Source organism: Ruegeria sp. AI3, from assembly GCF_056541245.1.
Window position 1 is genome coordinate 269638 of record NZ_JBQFYA010000003.1, and the last position, 15152, is coordinate 284789.

17 protein-coding genes are annotated in these 15152 nt (G+C 59.1%); 13 read left to right on the plus strand and 4 right to left on the minus strand.

Features of this window, described 5'->3' with window-relative positions:
• Positions 1-57 precede the first annotated feature (57 nt).
• The 10 genes from cyoE (at position 58) to ACRZ95_RS07360 (ending at position 9020) form a co-directional block, all read left to right on the plus strand.
• Positions 58-1014: a heme o synthase gene (gene cyoE, locus ACRZ95_RS07315; RefSeq protein ID WP_170677067.1), complete on the plus strand. Its 957-nt coding sequence runs from the start codon at positions 58-60 to the stop codon at positions 1012-1014.
• The gene (locus tag ACRZ95_RS07320) at positions 1011-1172 is read left to right on the plus strand and encodes a hypothetical protein (protein WP_170377873.1); all 162 of its coding nucleotides are present in this window, start codon (positions 1011-1013) and stop codon (positions 1170-1172) included. The genes cyoE and ACRZ95_RS07320 overlap by 4 nt, the downstream gene beginning before the upstream one ends.
• On the plus strand, positions 1172-1747 hold the full coding sequence (locus ACRZ95_RS07325) for a cytochrome c oxidase assembly protein (RefSeq protein WP_170377874.1): 576 nt from the start codon (positions 1172-1174) through the stop codon (positions 1745-1747). The genes ACRZ95_RS07320 and ACRZ95_RS07325 overlap by 1 nt, the downstream gene beginning before the upstream one ends.
• 22 nt (positions 1748-1769) lie before the next feature.
• Positions 1770-2585 carry a cytochrome c oxidase subunit 3 gene (locus ACRZ95_RS07330; RefSeq protein WP_170471942.1) on the plus strand — a complete coding sequence of 272 codons (816 nt, stop codon included), beginning with the start codon at positions 1770-1772 and terminating at the stop codon, positions 2583-2585.
• Positions 2586-2739: 154 nt separating this feature from the next.
• Positions 2740-3417, plus strand: a complete 678-nt coding sequence (locus ACRZ95_RS07335) for an SURF1 family protein (RefSeq protein ID WP_170639326.1) — start codon at positions 2740-2742, stop codon at positions 3415-3417.
• Positions 3414-4802 carry a threonine synthase gene (gene thrC / locus ACRZ95_RS07340; protein WP_170677069.1) on the plus strand — a complete coding sequence of 463 codons (1389 nt, stop codon included), beginning with the start codon at positions 3414-3416 and terminating at the stop codon, positions 4800-4802. Before ACRZ95_RS07335 ends, thrC begins: the two co-directional genes overlap by 4 nt.
• Positions 4799-6061: a M16 family metallopeptidase gene (locus ACRZ95_RS07345; protein ID WP_170677071.1), complete on the plus strand. Its 1263-nt coding sequence runs from the start codon at positions 4799-4801 to the stop codon at positions 6059-6061. Before thrC ends, ACRZ95_RS07345 begins: the two co-directional genes overlap by 4 nt.
• Positions 6061-6645, plus strand: a complete 585-nt coding sequence (locus tag ACRZ95_RS07350; RefSeq protein WP_170677073.1) for a GNAT family N-acetyltransferase — start codon at positions 6061-6063, stop codon at positions 6643-6645. Before ACRZ95_RS07345 ends, ACRZ95_RS07350 begins: the two co-directional genes overlap by 1 nt.
• Positions 6646-6747: 102 nt before the next feature.
• The gene (locus tag ACRZ95_RS07355; RefSeq protein ID WP_170677302.1) at positions 6748-7566 is read left to right on the plus strand and encodes an MBL fold metallo-hydrolase; all 819 of its coding nucleotides are present in this window, start codon (positions 6748-6750) and stop codon (positions 7564-7566) included.
• A 38-nt stretch (positions 7567-7604) separates the two neighbouring features.
• A complete protein-coding gene (locus ACRZ95_RS07360) occupies positions 7605-9020 on the plus strand; it encodes an FAD-binding oxidoreductase (RefSeq protein ID WP_170677075.1) in 1416 nt (471 codons plus the stop codon).
• Positions 9021-9075: 55 nt separating this feature from the next.
• Here the strand turns inward: ACRZ95_RS07360 and ACRZ95_RS07365 are convergent, their stop codons facing one another.
• Entirely contained in the window at positions 9076-9558 is a 483-nt protein-coding gene (locus ACRZ95_RS07365; protein WP_170377886.1) for a fasciclin domain-containing protein, read from the minus strand.
• Between the two features lie 169 nt (positions 9559-9727).
• A complete protein-coding gene (locus tag ACRZ95_RS07370; protein ID WP_170462186.1) occupies positions 9728-10267 on the minus strand; it encodes an adenine phosphoribosyltransferase in 540 nt (179 codons plus the stop codon).
• A gap of 324 nt (positions 10268-10591) precedes the next feature.
• Here ACRZ95_RS07370 and ACRZ95_RS07375 point away from each other — a divergent pair, with 324 nt between their 5' ends.
• Positions 10592-10765, plus strand: a complete 174-nt coding sequence (locus ACRZ95_RS07375) for a hypothetical protein (RefSeq protein WP_170377890.1) — start codon at positions 10592-10594, stop codon at positions 10763-10765.
• Here the strand turns inward: ACRZ95_RS07375 and ACRZ95_RS07380 are convergent.
• Positions 10762-11391, minus strand: coding sequence for a LysE family translocator (locus ACRZ95_RS07380; protein WP_170665669.1), 630 nt, complete (start codon positions 11389-11391; stop codon positions 10762-10764). The genes ACRZ95_RS07375 and ACRZ95_RS07380 overlap by 4 nt on opposite strands.
• Positions 11392-11558: 167 nt before the next feature.
• Here ACRZ95_RS07380 and ACRZ95_RS07385 point away from each other — a divergent pair, with 167 nt between their 5' ends.
• Positions 11559-12395, plus strand: coding sequence for an alpha/beta hydrolase (locus ACRZ95_RS07385; RefSeq protein ID WP_170677077.1), 837 nt, complete (start codon positions 11559-11561; stop codon positions 12393-12395).
• Positions 12396-12397: 2 nt separating this feature from the next.
• Here the strand turns inward: ACRZ95_RS07385 and ACRZ95_RS07390 are convergent, their stop codons facing one another.
• On the minus strand, positions 12398-13270 hold the full coding sequence (locus ACRZ95_RS07390; protein ID WP_170677079.1) for an S-methyl-5'-thioadenosine phosphorylase: 873 nt from the start codon (positions 13268-13270) through the stop codon (positions 12398-12400).
• 218 nt (positions 13271-13488) lie between these two features.
• On the opposite strand from ACRZ95_RS07390, the gene ACRZ95_RS07395 reads away from it, so the two are divergent.
• Entirely contained in the window at positions 13489-15123 is a 1635-nt protein-coding gene (locus tag ACRZ95_RS07395) for a SulP family inorganic anion transporter (protein WP_170677081.1), read from the plus strand.
• Positions 15124-15152: the final 29 nt, after the last annotated feature.

A 15152-nucleotide genomic window follows, 5' to 3' on the forward strand; every position in this document is an offset into this window, starting at 1 on the left:
AGAATACTCGTTGGCTGCGCGCTAGAGCGCGCAGCTTTCGCCCCAAAAGGACCCAAGATGACCGACGCAAGCATCAATGCCAGCACATCGACCGCCAAGGCATACGCGGATGAGGCCAGCTTTGGCGATTATTTCGCCCTGCTGAAGCCGCGTGTGATGTCTCTGGTCGTGTTTACGGCTCTGGTCGGCTTGCTGGCGGCTCCGGCGTCGGTGCATCCGTTCGTGGGTTTCTGCGCCATCCTGTTTATCGCCATCGGTGGCGGCGCGTCTGGTGCACTGAACATGTGGTGGGATGCGGATATCGACCGGGTTATGAAGCGGACCAAAGGCCGTCCGATTCCCGCCGGTAAAGTACAGGAAGGCGAGGCGCTTTCCCTGGGCCTGGCTCTGTCGGGCCTGTCGGTGATCATGCTGGGCCTTGCGACCAACTGGTTTGCAGGGGCGTTTCTTGGCTTCACCATTTTCTTCTACGTTGTGGTCTACACGATGTGGCTGAAACGCTCGACGCCGCAGAACATCGTGATCGGCGGCGCGGCAGGTGCGTTCCCTCCGGTGATCGGCTGGGTTGCCGCAACCGGGTCAATGACGCTTGAGCCTTGGTTGATGTTTGCCCTGACCTTCATGTGGACGCCGCCACATTTCTGGGCATTGGCGCTGTTCATGCGCTCGGACTACGACGATGCGGGCGTGCCCATGCTGACCGTGACCCATGGCCGTCGCGCGACCCGTAAGCATATTCTCGTTTACACCGGCCTTCTGGCTGTTCTGGCCGTTGGCACCGCGTTCTCAGACATCGGTGGACCAGTCTATCTGGTAGTGGCCTTGGTGCTGAACGCCCTGTTCCTGCGCGGCGCTTGGCAGATCTCGCGCCGTACCGAAGACGACGCGGAAGCAGACAATTTCAAGGCCGAGCGGAGCTTTTTCAAGCTGTCCCTGCTGTACCTGTTCCTGCATTTCGGCGCGATTCTGGTTGAGGCGCTGCTGAAACCCTACGGTTTGGGAGGGTGGTCATGAGCCTGCGAAAAAGCCACGAAATTCATGAACGCCGTTTCAGCCGAAATCTGGGTGTTGGCCTGACACTTGCGGCCTTCATCGTGATCATCTTCGGCCTCACAATCGTCAAGGTCTCGGGCACCAGCCTGGGACAACCCGTGCAGGAGGTGCAAAACTGATGGCTCTGTCCGGTCCTCAGAAAACTGTTGTGCAAACCGTGGGTGTGGTTGTCCTGATGGGCAGCCTCGCTTGGGCGGCTGTGCCGTTCTATGACTGGTTCTGCCGTGTCACAGGGTTCGGAGGCACGACCGGCGTTGCCGAAGCCGCGCCTGATGATATCCTCGACCGCAAAGTGACGGTCCGTTTCGACGCATCCAAAGCCAAGGACATGGCGTGGGAGTTCAAGCCCGTCGAGCGTGAGATGGAGGTGCGCATCGGTGAAACCGGGCTGGCCTTTTATGAGGCCTACAACCCGACCGATCGCCCGATTGCGGGACAGGCGTCTTACAACGTCGCGCCGTATTCGGCAGGTGGCTATTTCCAGAAAATCGCCTGCTTCTGCTTTGAAGAGCAGGTTTTGCAACCCGGTGAGCGGGTAGAGATGCCGGTCAGCTTCTTTGTTGATCCGGAAATGGTCGAAGACCTCGAAGCGAAATATGTGCATACGATTACTCTGTCGTATACATTCTACGAAATTGACCTGCCCGAGGGCTATGCCGCCCTTGAAACGCAGGAAGACACAAACACGAACTAACGCCTTTAGGTGAGGGACGCTGATGGCACACGCAAAAAACCATGATTATCACATTTTGGCCCCGTCGATCTGGCCGCTGATCGGCGCTGTCGGTGGCTTTGTGATGCTGTTCGGAGCCGTCCTTTGGATGCACGGTGTGACGCCGTGGCTGTTCTGGGCCGGTCTCGTTGCCGTGCTGTACACCATGTTCGCCTGGTGGTCCGAAGTTGTGGTGGAAAGCCGTCAGGGCGACCACACGCCGGTTGTGCGCATCGGTCTGCGCTATGGCTTCATCCTGTTCGTGATGTCCGAGGTAATGTTCTTCTTTGCCTGGTTCTGGTCGTTCTTCAAACATCGGATGTACCCGATGTACGACTATGCGGGCACCGAATACATTCAGCCGGATATCCACGCGGTTGATCCGTTCCACCTGCCGCTTATCAACACCCTGGTCCTGCTGCTGTCGGGCTGTGCGATCACCTGGGCGCACCACGCTCTGGTTCACGACAACGATCGCAAGGCGCTGATCAACGGTCTGGCCATCGGTATCGTGCTGGGTATCCTGTTTACTGCACTTCAGGCGTATGAATACTATGAATTGCTGGCCCATGAGGACTGGCAGTTCGGCGGTGACCAGTTCTACTCGAACTTCTTCATGGCAACTGGCTTCCACGGCTTCCACGTCGTCATCGGCACGATCTTCCTGACTGTGTGTTTGATCCGCGCGATGAAAGGGGACTTCACCCCCGAGAAGCACGTCGGTTTTGAGGCCGCAGCCTGGTACTGGCACTTCGTTGACGTGGTCTGGCTGTTCCTGTTCTTCGCAGTCTACATCTGGGGACAGGCGCCGCTGTTCTAAGCGGCTCTGGTATTGAACTGCAAAAGCCGCTCTTCGGGGCGGCTTTTCCGCATTTTCGAGGGCAGGATTGCGCCCCATACAATTGCGTGGTTGCATTCTCGTGCCTGCCCCCCTTAACAAGACGCCGGTTCCTGCAACGAGCGATAGTCCTTCCATGCGCCGCACTCTGTTTCTGCTGATCTTCAGTCTCGCCGGTTTGGGCGTCTTGCTGTGGCTTGGTACTTGGCAGGTCCAGCGTCTGGCTTGGAAACAAGAGATCCTGTCCGAGATCGACAGCCGCATCGCCGCCGAACCAGTTCCGCTGCCGCAACAGGTGTCAGAGGATGAAGACAAATATCTGCCTGTGACGATCTCCGGTGATATGGAGCCTGGCGAGATCCACGTTCTGGTCTCAGTCAAGCAGGTCGGTGCCGGGTATCGCATCATCCAGTCATTCAGTACCCAGGATCGCACCATTCTGGTTGACCGCGGTTTTGTGCCCACCACGGCCAAGCAGACTGATCGTTTGACCGGCCCGATGGAGGTGACAGGCAACCTGCATTGGCCCGATGAGATCGACAGCTACACGCCCGAGGCCGATATCGACAGCAACATCTGGTTCGCCCGCGACGTGCCCAATCTGGCCGCCGCTCTGGGGGCCGAGCCGATCCTGCTGATCGCCCGGACTCAGACCGATCCGGGCGTGACCCCACTACCTGTCGACACGGCCGGGATTCCCAATGATCACCTGCAATATGCAATCACATGGTTTGGATTGGCCCTCGTCTGGGCCGCGATGACCGGATACTTCCTGTGGCGCAATCGCGCCCCTTCTGAGAGTGACCCGCAATGAAATACATCTCGACCCGTGGCCAAGCGCCTGAACTGAGCTTTGAAGAGGCGATGCTGACTGGACTGGCCCGTGACGGTGGCTTGTACCTACCCGCCGAAATCCCAACGCTCAGCCATGATGAGATCGCCGCCATGGCCGGGCTTTCCTACGAGGAGATCGCGTTCCTCGTGATGTGGCCCTATGTCAGCGGTTCCTTCGCAGAGGATGAGTTCAAACAGATCATCGCCCGCGCCTATGAAGGCTTCGGCCACGACGCCCGCGCGCCTTTGAAGCAATTGAACGAAAACCACTTCCTGTTGGAACTGTTCCACGGGCCCACTCTGGCCTTCAAGGACTTCGCCATGCAGTTGATCGGCCAGCTATTCCAGGTGGCCCTGAAACGCCGCAATGACCGCGTGACCATCGTTGGCGCGACCAGTGGCGATACCGGCTCGGCCGCGATTGAGGCGTTTCGGGGACTGGATGCGGTGGATGTGTTCATCCTCTATCCGCACGGACGGGTGTCTGAGGTGCAGCGCCGCCAGATGACGACGCCAGCGGATAGCAATGTCCATGCGCTCGCCGTGGATGGCGATTTTGACGACTGTCAGGCCGCGCTGAAGGACATGTTCAACGATTTCGATTTCCGAGATGAGGTCAAACTGGCCGGAGTGAACTCGATCAACTTTGCCCGCGTTCTGGCGCAGATCGTGTACTACTTCTCGGCTGCTGTCAGCGTTGGCGCGCCGCATCGCAAGGTCAGCTTCACCGTGCCCACCGGCAATTTCGGGGACATCTTCGCAGGCTATCTGGCCAAACGCATGGGCTTGCCCATCGACCGGCTGGTCGTAGCGACGAACCAGAACGACATCCTGCATCGTTGCCTGTCGGGTGAGGGGTATTTCAAGGGCGAGACCATCCCCTCGATCAGCCCGTCGATGGATATTCAGGTCAGCTCAAACTTCGAACGCGCGCTGTACTATGCCTACGGCGAGGATGGCAGCGCGGTCGCTCAGTTGATGGACGAGCTGAAATCCGGCGGCTTCAACGTCAGCCAAGGCGCGATAGAGGCCCTGCGCGAGAGTTTTGATTCGAGCCGCGTGTCCGAGGATGAGACGCTTGAGACGATCAAACACACTCTGGCCCATAGTGCCGAGCTGGTCTGCCCGCATTCGGCCATCGGCATCAAAGTGGCTGAGGACCACCGCGCAGCGGATGTGCCGATGATCACTCTGGCCACCGCGCACCCGGCGAAATTCCCGGCTGCGGTCGAGAAGGCGAGCGGGGAACATCCGCCTCTTCCATCCCGCATGTCTGATCTGTATGAACGTCCGGAACGGGTGACGCGGATTGCCAATGATCTGGGTGCCCTCGAGGATCATATCAGAAGGCATATAGCTGAGTGACAGTCAGACAAGACCAGCTGAAGAACGGCTTTCGTATCGTCAGTGAACATATGCCGGGGCTGCAATCGGCGGCCATCGGCATCTGGGTGACCGCCGGTGGTCGGCATGAGCGGATCGAACAGAACGGAATCGCGCATTTCCTTGAGCATATGGCGTTCAAGGGAACCGAGCGGCGTTCTTCGCTTCAAATCGCTGAGGCGATCGAGGATGTAGGTGGGTACATCAACGCTTATACCTCGCGCGAGGTGACGGCCTACTACGCCCGCGTTCTGAAAGATGACGTGGCGCTGGCGATGGACGTGATCGGTGACATCGTTCTGAACCCGGTTTTTGATCCGCGTGAGATCGAGGTCGAACGTGGGGTGATCCTGCAGGAAATCGGTCAGGCCTATGACACGCCCGACGATGTGATTTTTGACTGGTTGCAGGAGCAAAGCTATCACGACCAGCCAATGGGTCGCACCATTCTCGGTCCGTCTGAACGGGTGAGTTCCTTCTCGCGAGAGGATCTTTCCGGCTTCGTGGCCGAGCATTATGGCCCTGAGCAAATGATCCTGTCTGCGGCGGGTGCTGTGGATCACGATGCGCTGATGAAAATGGCCGAAGAGATGTTTGGCCACTTGCAACCGCGCAAGGGCCTGATCCCGGAAGCTGCCCGCTTCACTGGCGGTGAGGCGCGGCAAGAAAAAGATCTGGAGCAGGCGCATTTTGCGCTAGCCCTTGAAAGCCCCGGCTATCGCGATGATGGGATCTATACCGCTCAGATCTATTCGACGGCTTTGGGCGGCGGCATGTCTTCGCGCCTGTTCCAGGAAGTGCGCGAGTCGCGCGGGCTCTGCTACACGATCTTTGCGCAGACCGGGGCCTATGCGGATACTGGGACGACTACGCTTTACGCGGGCACGTCTGCCGATCAGGTCGCAGAGCTGGCAACCATCACGATAGACGAAATGAAGCGCGCTGCTGAAGACATGAGCGAAGAAGAGGTCGCTCGTGCCCGTGCGCAGATGAAAGCCGGGATGCTGATGGGTCTGGAAAGCCCCTCGAACCGGGCCGAGCGTCTGGCGCGTCTGGTGCAGATCTGGGGGCGGGTGCCTTCGTTGGAAGATACCGTCGCCAAGATTGATGCGGTCAGCACTGAGGATGTCCGGGCCTTCGCCGAACGCATGGCCGTTAAGGCCCCGGCGGCCTTGGCGCTCTATGGTCCGGTCTCGGGCGCGCCAACACTGGCAGATTTGCAGGAGAGGCGTGCAGCGTGATGCTGTTGGGCAGGCGCAAGCTGAAACTTGAAACCGCGCGGCTAAGGCTGCGCCCGCCTGTGCATTCCGACTTCAACGAATGGGCCGCTCTGCGTCGCGCCTCAGAGGAGTACCTTACCCCCTGGGAGCCGATCTGGGCGAGGGACCATTTAAGCCGCAAGTCTTTCACCAACCGGGTCTATTGGGCGCAGCGCTCGGTCGCCAGCGGAACCGCGATACCGCTGTTTCTGTTCCGCCGTTCGGATGACGTGCTGGTGGGGGCGATCACGCTGGACAACATCCGCCGCGGTCCTGCGCAGGCTGGAACGCTGGGCTATTGGACCGGGCAGAGCTTTGCGCGCAACGGCTATATGCGCGAGGCTATCGGCGCAGTCGTTCATCACGCCTTCACCCGTCTGGACCTCAGCCGGATTGAGGCGGCCTGCTTGCCTGAAAACAAACCCTCACGCGGGTTGTTGGAAAGCTCGGGTTTTAAATACGAGGGCGTGGCACAGTCCTATCTGCAGATCAACGGACGGTGGCGGACGCATGTTCTTTACGCCAGCTTGCGGTCGGACCGGCGGGGCAGGACGGACGCAGGTTAGGGGGCTCTGCCCCCGTCGCGGCAAGCCGCGCCTCCCCCGGGATATTTTTGGCCAGATGAACAAGGGGCATGACTCAGCGGTGGGATGCGCTACACTCCTCCTATGCGCTGGATTGTGGCTGTATTGATATTTCTCTCGGGTGCGGCTGCGGCGCAGGAGCGGCGGCCAAGCCATTGTATTGCCCTCGCCGACGCAGCACCTGGGATTGAATATCTGCACAAGGCCGCGTGGCAGGATCCGGTGCCGGAGTTTTCGGTGCGGATCAGCTATGTCGCGCATGCCTCCTTTCTGATCCAGACTGCGGGTGGGTTGAACGCGGTCACGGATTTCACCGGGTTCATCGGCAGCGCTGATCTGATCCCTGATGTCGTGACGATGAATCACGCACACAGCACCCATTGGACGGCGCATCCGGACCCGGCCATTCCCCATGTGCTGCCGGGGTGGGGTGAGTTTGGGCAGGGGATCGACCATCATCTGGATCTGGGCGAGATGCTTGTTCGCAATGTCTCGACCGATATCCGGTCGTCCTTTGGTGGGGTCGAGGAGAAGGGGAACTCGATTTTCGTGTTCGAGGTCGAAGGGTTGTGCATCGGTCACTTGGGGCATTTGCATCACGTGCCTTCGGATGAACAGTTTGCTGCTTTGGGGCGTCTGGATGTTGTGATGGCGGCCGTGGATGGCGGGACGACCATGCCTCTGCCCGAGATGATCTCGGTCCTCAAGCGGCTGAAAAGCTCGGTGATTATTCCCATGCATTGGTTTTCAGGGTTCTCGCTGGATCGCTTTCTCGTCGATATTCGCAATGACTTCCCGGTTGTACGCGAAGGTGTGTCAGAGCTGACCGTCTCGCTGCGCAGTTTGCCGGACCGGCCCACAGTTGTCGTGCTAGAGCCGCAATATCTGATCGATCTGGAATAGGGCTTGCCGGTCGCGCGCATGTTGGGCAAGGAAGGCGAATGGATTTGAACCCCGCAGATGCCAAGCTTGCTGACGCCATTCGCGCTGAATTGGGCGATGATGTGTTGCGTCCGGTTTCTGAACGTTACCTGGAAGAGCCGCGCAACAGGTTTGCGGGCGAAATTGGGTTGTTGGCCCTGCCGCGCAACGTGCAGGACGTGGCGGCGCTGGTACGGCTTGCCTCGGGTGCGCGCGTGCCGGTTGTGCCCTATGGCGGCGGCACGGGCTTGGTAGGTGGGCAGGTCATGACCTCTGGTCCGGCACCTTTGTTGATCTCACTGGAGCGTATGACCGCCATTCGCGCGGTTTATCCAACTGAAAACGTAATGATTGCCGAGGCTGGGGCCGTTCTTGAGGACGTGCAGGCCGCAGCAGAGGCGGCGGACAGGCTGTTTCCCCTGTCTCTGGCCGCGCAGGGATCGTGTCGGATCGGGGGCAACCTCGCGACCAACGCCGGGGGCGTCAACGTGCTGCGATATGGTAATGCACGTGATCTGTGTCTGGGGCTAGAGGCGGTGTTGCCCTGCGGTGAAATCTGGCATGGGCTGAGCCGGTTGAGAAAAGACAACACGGGCTATGATCTACGCAATCTGTTGATCGGGTCCGAGGGGACGCTGGGGATCATAACCGCCGCCTCCCTTAAGCTGTTTCCACGTCCGGCTGAGGTAGGGACAGCGATGTTTCAAGTGGCCTCGCCCGAGGCCGCGATCGACCTGCTGGCCCTTGCGCGCGATTTGGTGGGCGAGACGGTCAGTTCGTTTGAACTGATCCACCGGCAAGGGTTGGATTTCCTGACCGAGGTGCTGCCCGATGTGCGCCAGCCATTCGATACGCCGCCCGAATGGAGCGTGCTTATCGAGCTTGGATTGGCGGCCGGGCAGACCGCGTCTGAGCGTTTGGAGGCGATTTTCGCTGCTGCGGAGCCTCGGGGTCTTGTCCAAGATGGCGTGATTGCCCAGAGCGAGGCGCAGCGCCGCGCGCTTTGGGCCGCGCGTGAGCGTATCCCTGAGGCTAACCGCCTGATCGGGTCCGTCTCGAGCCATGATATATCGGTCCCGATCTCGACCATCCCCGTGTTCATTCGGCAAGGGGCCGAGGTGATCGGCGCCCTGGGTCCGTTCCGTATCAACTGTTTCGGGCATTTGGGCGATGGCAACCTTCACTACAACGTCTTCCCGCCAAAGGGTCAGAGCCGCGATGCCTTTGATGGCCACCGCAAAGCGGTGAAGAGCGCGGTTCATGATCTGGTTCAAGCGTTTGACGGCTCGGTCAGCGCGGAACACGGGGTAGGGCGGTTGAAGGTCGAGGACCTAGAGCGCTATGGCGATCCCGTCAAACTTCAGGCGATGCGAGGGATCAAGGCTGCGTTGGACCCAAAAGGGATCATGAATCCCGGAGCGATCCTGAAGGCGTAGACACGGCCCGGACGATGGACGACCCGGACCGTGTCTGCTTGCTTTACGACTTGCTTTACGATGCGGGCAGAATGACCTTGTCGATCACGTGGATCACGCCGTTTGATGTCTCGATATCGGCCTGAACGACGTTGGCGTCATTCACCATCACGCCCGAATCCAGATCAATCGTGATATCGCCGCCCTGTACCGTGGCTGCGGTCATGTCGTCAGACAGATCGCCCGACATCACTTTGCCCGGCACCACATGGTAGGTCAGCACGGCGACCAACTGGTCTTTGTTTTCGGGCTTCAGCAGGTCGGCCACTGTGCCTTCAGGCAGAGCTGCGAACGCTTCATCCGTAGGGGCGAACACGGTGAAGGGACCTTCGCCTTTCAGAGTGTCTACAAGTTCGGCGGCCTGAACGGCGGCGACGAGGGTTTCAAAGCTACCGGCTGACACGGCGGTATCGACGATGTCTTTACCATGGCCGTCTGCCATTGCGGATGTGCCCAACAGAATCGTTGCGACGCTGGCGACTGCGAGTTTGCGGAACATTTTGTGGTCTCCCAAATTAGAAATGCTTCAAGCAGCATCAATCGGGATACGGCGCACAACACGTTCGGATCACGCCATCTGCGCAAAGAATTGCCTTGAACGATCGCGAAACAGCGCTAAGCCAACGCTGTTTCAAATTTCAATACAATAATATGTGAGTTTTTTCGGCTCACAGTCCTTCGAATTCACATAGGACATGAACATCCATGCCCATATCCTCAAGCACTTTGCGCCCGCCCAGTTCCGGGAGGTCCACTATAAACGCGCAAGAGATGATCTCCCCCCCCAGCCGCTCGATCAGTTTGATGCCAGCGCCAGCGGTGCCGCCGGTTGCCAAGAGGTCATCGACAACCAAGACCTTCTCGCCGGCTTGGATGGCGTCATCATGGATCTCGACGATCGCTTCGCCATATTCCAATTTGTAGTCCTGGCTGATCGTGGTGCCGGGCAGCTTACCCTTTTTGCGGATGGGAACGAATCCGACGCTCAACTGATGCGCAATGGCGCCACCCAAGATGAAGCCGCGCGCCTCAAGTCCGACGACCTTGTCGATCCGCTCGCCCGCATAGGGGTGCAGCATCTGGTCGATGGCCATGCGAAATCCGCGCGGATCGGCAAACAGGGTGGTGACATCGCGAAACATGATCCCTTCGTGGGGGAAATCGACGATGGTTCGGATGTAATCCTTGACCGAGCTGTTTCTGGACATAAGGCACCCCTTTGGCATCAGAACACGCGGGGGTGTTTGGCCTATTGGGGTCAGCCTTGCAAGGAGAGAATGCCGCCTGCGCCTATCTGCGCCGGTTCGGGACGGCCTTTGATAGCCCGTAGTACCGGTACAGCGTGGCGGGCAGCCACGACAGGTGAGGTTTGCGCCAATTGCGCTGGTCTCTCAAAAGAAATGCCTGAGCCGCATGAAGGTTCATTGCCAAAATCCTTTTTTTGTTGTTAGGTGCCCGATATCTACATCCTATATGCTATGTATATACATTGCATCGCGGAGAGAATCAAGTAGTTTGCGGGATCAAGGCGCGTGGCGAAGAAAGACGGTAAGGGTTCTACCAAGAAAAACAGTCAGTTGGTGTTGCGTCTGGACAAGGACGAACGTGATGCTTTTGTCGAATTGTGCAAAGAGCTGGACACGTCAGCTGCACGCGAAATCCGCCGCTTTATCCGCGGATTCATGAAGGAACACGCAGACGATTAGGCGGGTCGCCGCAGAACAGCCGTTGCCACTCCCATACCGATCAGAGCCAGACCTCCGAACCGTGTCATTGCGTTGATCACGCCAGCGCGGCCTATCATGAGCCGCAGTCGATCAGCCAAAAACGCATAGGCCAGCGCGTTCAGCCACGCGAGACCCACGAAGGTCGCGATCAAGATTGCGAATTGAGGACTCAAGGGCTCGGCCGGGCGCAGGAACTGCGGGACGAAAGCGATGAAAAAGGCGATAGATTTCGGGTTCAGGGCGGTAACCGCCGCTGCATGCCCGAAAACTCCACGCGCAGTGACGTCTCGCCCTGTATCGACCGGGTTCAAACCGCTCGATGGTGCGCTGCGCAATAGTTTGATGCCCAGCCAGACCAGATAGGCGGCCCCGATCCATTTTAACACGGAAAACAACGTGGCAGAGGCCAGAACCAATGCGCCCAGCCCCAATAGAGACGCTGTCATCGCGACAAGATCACCAACGGCGACACCGGTGGCCGAGGCAACCGCCACGCTGCGCCCTTTTGATAGCGCATAGCTGAGAACCAACAGCACGGTCGGTCCGGGAATCAGCAGCAACGCGGTCGATGCGGCCACAAAGGCCAGCCAGAGTTCTAAAGACATGGTTCTTCCTGTTCCTGTTCGCCTCGCAGCAAGCCCTCACACAGGGCAGGCGTCAAGCGGTTTCAGCCTCGCGCAGAAATTCTAAAGGCCGGATTAAGCCTTATACATCTCTCTTGAATCCCGCGCATCAATGCCCAGACTGGTAAGACGGATGAACGGAGGCCCCGATGGAGCAGACTCAAAACCTGACGCACGACCACACAGCGCGGCTGAGAAAAGGCGCGTTTGTCCTGATTGTGGTGATCGCGGCGCTCTATGTGTTGGCCGTGGTTTATATGTATGTGAATCAGCGCGATCTGCTGTTCAAACCATCCGGCGTGTTACCTGAACCCAGCTCGGTCGGTTTGGCGGATGTCGAGGTTCTGTCGCTGCCCATGTCGGATGGCACCGATCTGACGGTCTGGTCCGCGCCTACAGTGGCTGAGGATGCGCCGACCGTTCTGTTTTTCCATGGACAAAGCGGTAACCTGGGGGACCGCGCCGACCGGCTACGTGAAATCCTGAACAGCGGCTTCGGTCTGCTTGCGCCAAGTTATCGAGGGTTCCCCGGCAGCGATGGCACTCCGTCCGAGGCCGCTTTCGTCGCTGACGGTCTGGCCCTTTATGACCAGTTAATCGCACAGGGCCAATCGGTTGTGCTCCACGGTCAGAGCCTTGGAACCGGCGTCGCGGCCGCTGTTGCTGCGCAGCGCCCCGAAGCGGAACTGCTGGTCTTGGAAGCACCCTTTACGGCAACCGTTGATGTCGCGGCCGAGCGCTACCCTTGGCTGCCCGTCTCACTTCTCATGCACGACAAGTTTGCCACACGCGACATTATCGGTCAGATCGAGGTGCCGACGCTGATCTTCCACGGCACCGAGGACATCGTGGTCCCGCCACATCACGGAACAGCGCTTGCCGAAGGAAGCGAAGCGGAATTGTTCATGATCGAGGGCGGCACCCACAATGATCTCTGGTCGCATGGCTTGTGGCAGACCGTACAGGACAATCTGTTGCCACAGTAAGGCTACAGAACCCGGCCCGCCACCGCGTCCAGCTTAGCCAGCACGGTCAGGTCGCGATCTTCCGGGGCCGTCAGGATTGCATGGTCCAGGGCCCTGTCGCACCCATGCGGGCACGGCGTCCGGATCGGACCCAGCAACGCCGGTAGTCCTTTTACCAAAGCCCGGCCCTTTTCTGCATTCCCGGTGAGGGTTGCGATAATCGAGGTCACGTCGACCTCGCCATGATCAGGGTGCCAGCTGTCATAGTCAGTGACCATCGCGACCGAGGCATAGCAAAGCTCAGCTTCGCGGGCGAGTTTTGCTTCCGGCATGTTGGTCATGCCGATCACATCGCAGCCCCACTGTTCGCGGTACATCTTGGACTCGGCCAGGGTCGAAAACTGCGGCCCCTCCATCGCCAGATAGGTGCCGCCGTGATGCACGGTTATGCCTGCAGCTATTCCGGCCTCTTCGCAGGCATTCGACAGGCGCGGGCAGGTCGGATGCGCCACGCTGACATGGGCCACGCAGCCAGTTCCGAAAAAACTTTTCTCGCGTGCAAATGTGCGGTCGATGAACTGATCCACGATTACGAAATCACCCGGTGCCATATGCTCGCGGAACGATCCGCAGGCAGAGACCGAGATCACATCCGTCACCCCCAGCCGCTTCAACGCGTCTATATTGGCGCGATAGGGGACTTCGGTCGGTGAATGGATGTGTCCACGTCCATGGCGCGGCAGGAACACCATGTTGACCCCGTCCAATGAGCCGGTCAGAACCTCATCGGAGGGCGCTCCCCATGGCGTATCGACCCGGACCCACTCCGCATTTTCCAGGCCGTCGATGTCGTAAATGCCTGATCCGCCGATAACGCCGATTTTTGTTTGGGTCACGTTGGGTCTCCGCTGCTCAATCCGTGCGGGAAAACTCTGCGGGTCGCAGGCGAAATTGGCAAGTGGTCTCAGCCATTTGCACCGTTTCGTCGCGAGTTGTGGTGTTAAGCTATGCGGTTGACGCATATCAGGGTCCCGCTGGGCGCGGTATCTCTTGGGTGCTTTGACAGGTAAAAGGCCCTCTTCCGCGCGAACATAAAGACCCACAGGACCGTCCCATGCCCCGAGCCATGCTGGCAAGTTTTGCCAACCGTATTGCCAAGCCCGATCTCCGTTGGGTGCCCGATGAGGGCCTGACCGTGTCACGCCTGCGGATTGAGCTGCTGTCAGGATTGACCGTCGCCCTGGCGCTGGTGCCCGAGGCTGTGGCCTTTGCCTTTGTCGCGGGCGTGCATCCTCTGGTCGGTCTCTACGCGGCCTTCATGGTCGGCCTGATCACTGCGCTAATCGGAGGTCGCCCCGGCATGATTTCGGGCGCAACGGGCGCGTTGGCGGTCGTGATGGTGGCGTTGGTCGCGCAGCATGGGGTCGAGTACTTGTTCGCAACGGTGGTTTTGATGGGCATCCTGCAAGTGATTGCCGGTGCGATGCATTGGGGGCGTTTCATTCGCCTTGTACCGCATCCGGTGATGCTGGGCTTTGTGAACGGTCTGGCGATTGTGATCTTTCTGGCGCAGATGGGCCAGTTCAAGGTCCCTGGAACCATGGAAAACACCGGCCATGGGATGAGTGGGGGCGAGTGGCTCTCGGGCATACAGCTTTATACCATGTTGGGCCTCGTCGCGCTGACCATGGCGGTGATCTGGATCATGCCGCGGATCACACGGATCATTCCGGCCCCGCTGGCGGGTATTCTGGTGGTTGCAGCGCTGGTGATCGGCTTTGGTCTGGACGTGCCACGCGTCGGTGATCTGGCCTCGATCGAGGGGGGCTTGCCTGCCTTCCACATCCCGATGGTGCCGCTGAACTTTGAAACGCTTGAGATCATCCTGCCCTATGCGGTCATTCTGGCCGCAATTGGCCTGATTGAATCTCTGCTGACTCTGAACCTTGTGGGCGAGATCACTAACAAACGCGGTGGTGCCTCGCAGGAATGCATCGCGCAGGGTGTCGCGAACGTCGCAACCGGCTTCTTCGGAGGCATGGGCGGTTGCGCCATGATCGGTCAGTCGATGATCAACGTGAAGTCCGGCGGCCGCACCCGGATCGCGGGTATCGCGGCTGCTCTGTTCCTTCTGATCTTCATCTTGTTCGCCTCGCCGCTGATCGAGCAAATCCCGCTGGCTGCGCTGGTTGGCGTAATGTTCATGGTGGTGATCGGGACCTTCGCCTGGAACTCATTCAAGATCATGCGCAAGGTGCCTTTGATGGACGCCTTCGTGATTGTTCTGGTGACTGTAGTTACGGTGATGGAAGACCTTGCGGTTGCGGTTGTCGTTGGCGTGATTGTTTCGGCCCTGGCCTATGCGTGGAATAACGCCAAGCGTATCCATGCTGTAACCCGCGACTCTGAGACGGAAAAGGGCGCGAAAGTCTATGAAATCCAGGGGCCGTTGTTCTTCGGTTCGTCGGACGGATTTGTTGAGCTGTTCGACGTTCCGAACGATCCTGACGTGGTCATTGTGGATTTCGCCGAAAGCCGCGTGGTCGATCAATCAGCCCTTCAGGCCATCGAAAACGTTGCTGCAAAATACGAGACTGCGGGCAAGCGCGTGATGCTGCGCCATCTTAGCCACGACTGCCATAAGCTGCTGAACAAAGCGGGCCACTTGATGGTCGATAGCGACGATGACCCGGATTACGGCTTGGCCGTGGACTACTCGGTCCGTACCGGCATCCTGGGCGGCCACTGAGGTATTTGCGAGGCTCTGCCTCGCGCTCC

What these genes read in the sequence shown, in the direction of transcription:
- ACRZ95_RS07395 (WP_170677081.1), top strand. Translation starts at nt 13,489, where the DNA reads ATGCCCCGAGCCATGCTGGCAAGTTTTGCCAACCGTATTGCCAAGCCC.
- ACRZ95_RS07370 (WP_170462186.1), bottom strand. Translation starts at nt 10,267, where the DNA reads ATGTCCAGAAACAGCTCGGTCAAGGATTACATCCGAACCATCGTCGAT.
- ACRZ95_RS07350 (WP_170677073.1), top strand. Translation starts at nt 6,061, where the DNA reads ATGCTGTTGGGCAGGCGCAAGCTGAAACTTGAAACCGCGCGGCTAAGG.
- ACRZ95_RS07380 (WP_170665669.1), bottom strand. Translation starts at nt 11,391, where the DNA reads ATGTCTTTAGAACTCTGGCTGGCCTTTGTGGCCGCATCGACCGCGTTG.
- ACRZ95_RS07325 (WP_170377874.1), top strand. Translation starts at nt 1,172, where the DNA reads ATGGCTCTGTCCGGTCCTCAGAAAACTGTTGTGCAAACCGTGGGTGTG.
- thrC (WP_170677069.1), top strand. Translation starts at nt 3,414, where the DNA reads ATGAAATACATCTCGACCCGTGGCCAAGCGCCTGAACTGAGCTTTGAA.
- ACRZ95_RS07355 (WP_170677302.1), top strand. Translation starts at nt 6,748, where the DNA reads ATGCGCTGGATTGTGGCTGTATTGATATTTCTCTCGGGTGCGGCTGCG.
- cyoE (WP_170677067.1), top strand. Translation starts at nt 58, where the DNA reads ATGACCGACGCAAGCATCAATGCCAGCACATCGACCGCCAAGGCATAC.
- ACRZ95_RS07385 (WP_170677077.1), top strand. Translation starts at nt 11,559, where the DNA reads ATGGAGCAGACTCAAAACCTGACGCACGACCACACAGCGCGGCTGAGA.
- ACRZ95_RS07360 (WP_170677075.1), top strand. Translation starts at nt 7,605, where the DNA reads ATGGATTTGAACCCCGCAGATGCCAAGCTTGCTGACGCCATTCGCGCT.
- ACRZ95_RS07330 (WP_170471942.1), top strand. Translation starts at nt 1,770, where the DNA reads ATGGCACACGCAAAAAACCATGATTATCACATTTTGGCCCCGTCGATC.
- ACRZ95_RS07335 (WP_170639326.1), top strand. Translation starts at nt 2,740, where the DNA reads ATGCGCCGCACTCTGTTTCTGCTGATCTTCAGTCTCGCCGGTTTGGGC.
- ACRZ95_RS07320 (WP_170377873.1), top strand. Translation starts at nt 1,011, where the DNA reads ATGAGCCTGCGAAAAAGCCACGAAATTCATGAACGCCGTTTCAGCCGA.
- ACRZ95_RS07365 (WP_170377886.1), bottom strand. Translation starts at nt 9,558, where the DNA reads ATGTTCCGCAAACTCGCAGTCGCCAGCGTCGCAACGATTCTGTTGGGC.